At 54.8% G+C, this 2,500-nt stretch carries 1 tRNA gene and 2 rRNA genes (1 of these 3 cut by a window edge); all 3 read left to right on the top strand.

Annotated elements, in window-relative coordinates:
• Positions 1–2,030 (top strand): 23S ribosomal RNA (locus EOD43_RS23475); it begins 759 nt to the left of the window's first position.
• A 117-nt stretch (positions 2,031–2,147) separates the two neighbouring features.
• Positions 2,148–2,262, top strand: a 5S ribosomal RNA gene (gene rrf / locus EOD43_RS23470).
• A gap of 159 nt (positions 2,263–2,421) precedes the next feature.
• Positions 2,422–2,498: transfer RNA gene (locus EOD43_RS23465), tRNA-Met, on the top strand.
• Positions 2,499–2,500: the final 2 nt, after the last annotated feature.

Genomic DNA, 2,500 nt, shown 5'->3' with positions numbered 1-2,500 from the left:
TCCGAACCGATTAACGTTGAAAAGTTACCGGATGAGTTGTGTTTAGGGGTGAAAGGCCAATCAAGCCGGGAAATAGCTGGTTCTCCGCGAAAACTATTGAGGTAGTGCCTCGGATGAACACCGTTGGGGGTAGAGCACTGGATGGATGCGGGGGTCGCGAGATCTACCAAATTCAACCAAACTCCGAATACCAACGAGTGATATCCGGGAGACAGACGGCGGGTGCTAAGGTCCGTCGTCAAGAGGGAAACAGCCCTGACCTACAGCTAAGGTCCCCAAGTCGTGTCTAAGTGGGAAAGCATGTGGGAATCCCAAAACAACCAGGAGGTTGGCTTAGAAGCAGCCATCCTTTAAAGAAAGCGTAACAGCTCACTGGTCTAAATAAGGGTTCCTGCGGCGAAGATGTAACGGGGCTCAAGACACGCACCGAAGCTTAGGGTGTGGATTTATCCACGCGGTAGCGGAGCGTTCCGTAAGCCTGCGAAGCGATCTGGTAATGGGTCGTGGAGGTATCGGAAGTGCGAATGCAGACATGAGTAGCGATAAACAGGGTGAGATGCCCTGTCGCCGAAAGACCAAGGGTTCCTGCTCAAGGCTAATCCGAGCAGGGTGAGCCGGCCCCTAAGACGAGCCCGAAGGGGGTAGTCGATGGGAACCACGTTAATATTCGTGGGCCTGGTGGTGTGTGACGGATCTCGTAAGTTGTCAGTCCTTATCGGATTGGTCTGGCTTCGAAGAGGTTCCAGGAAATAGCCCCACCGTATAGACCGTACCCGAAACCGACACAGGTGGTCTGGTAGAGTATACCAAGGCGCTTGAGAGAAGTGTACTGAAGGAACTCGGCAAATTGCCTCCGTACCTTCGGAAGAAGGAGGCCCTACATTAAGGCAACTTTTTGTAGGGGGCACAGGCCAGGGGGTAGCGACTGTTTAGCAAAAACACAGGGCTCTGCTAAGTCGGCTTCAAGACGACGTATAGGGTCTGACGCCTGCCCGGTGCCTGAAGGTTAAGTGGAGATGTGCAAGCATCGAAATGAAGCCCAGGTAAACGGCGGCCGTAACTATAACGGTCCTAAGGTAGCGAAATTCCTTGTCGGGTAAGTTCCGACCTGCACGAATGGCGTAACGACTTCCCCACTGTCTCCAGTACATGCTCAGCGAAATTGAATTCTCCGTGAAGATGCGGAGTACCCGCGGTTAGACGGAAAGACCCCGTGCACCTTTACTGCAGCTTCAGAGTGGCATTAGGAAAGAATTGTGTAGCATAGGTGGGAGGCTTTGAAGCCGGGACGCCAGTCCTGGTGGAGCCATAGGTGAAATACCACCCTGTTGTTTTCTGATGTCTAACCTCGAACCATGAAACTGGTTCAGGGACCCTCTGTGGCGGGTAGTTTGACTGGGGCGGTCGCCTCCCAAAGAGTAACGGAGGCGCGCGAAGGTTGGCTCAGGCCGGTTGGAAACCGGCTGTTAGAGTGCAATGGCATAAGCCAGCCTGACTGCGAGACTGACAAGTCGAGCAGAGACGAAAGTCGGTCATAGTGATCCGGTGGTCCCTCGTGGAAGGGCCATCGCTCAACGGATAAAAGGTACGCCGGGGATAACAGGCTGATAACCCCCAAGAGCTCATATCGACGGGGTTGTTTGGCACCTCGATGTCGGCTCATCACATCCTGGGGCTGGAGCAGGTCCCAAGGGTTTGGCTGTTCGCCAATTAAAGTGGTACGTGAGCTGGGTTCAGAACGTCGCGAGACAGTTTGGTCCCTATCTGCCGTGGGCGTCGATATTTGAGAGGAGTTGCCCCTAGTACGAGAGGACCGGGGTGAACGTACCTCTGGTGGACCTGTCATCGTGCCAACGGTGCAGCAGGGTAGCTATGTACGGACGGGATAACCGCTGAAAGCATCTAAGCGGGAAGCCTCCCTCAAGATAAGATATCTTAGGACGGTCGAAGACCACGACCTTGATAGATCGGATGTGGAAGTGCGGTAACGCATGGAGCTAACCGATACTAATTGTCCTATTCACGCTCAAACGTTCAATACGGAGAGCCCCACCATCATCGACAAACCCGATACTCTCGGGAACGATGTTGGAGATCTCCAGCACGGTAAACCCAGATTTCTAGAACTTCTTGCACGGCCTCCATAGCTTGGTGGCCATAGCGTTTGTGACCCACCCGATCCCATCCCGAACTCGGCCGTGAAACCAAACTGCGCCGATGGTACTGTTGCTTAAGCACCGGAAGAGTAGGTCGCCGCCAGGCTTTGAAGACCGTGCACGATGAAAACCCATTCACTCTGTTTGTTGGCCTCAGGCGCCGGCAGCCGCATCCGCGGCTTTGGCTTCCGCGCCAATAAGGCGCGACGGCCGTTCGGCCTTGCGGAGGCTCCGCCTCCGTCCCCTGATCCAACACCTTGGTTGACGCGGGATGGAGCAGCCCGGTAGCTCGTCAGGCTCATAACCTGAAGGTCGCTGGTTCAAATCCAGCTCCCGCAACCAAA

Origin of the sequence: Sphingomonas crocodyli, assembly GCF_004005865.1 — a bacterium.
Taxonomy (GTDB): Bacteria; Pseudomonadota; Alphaproteobacteria; order Sphingomonadales; family Sphingomonadaceae; genus Rhizorhabdus; species Rhizorhabdus crocodyli.
The sequence above is the reverse complement of the archived record's forward strand: the minus strand, read 5'-3'. Positions and strand labels throughout refer to the sequence as shown.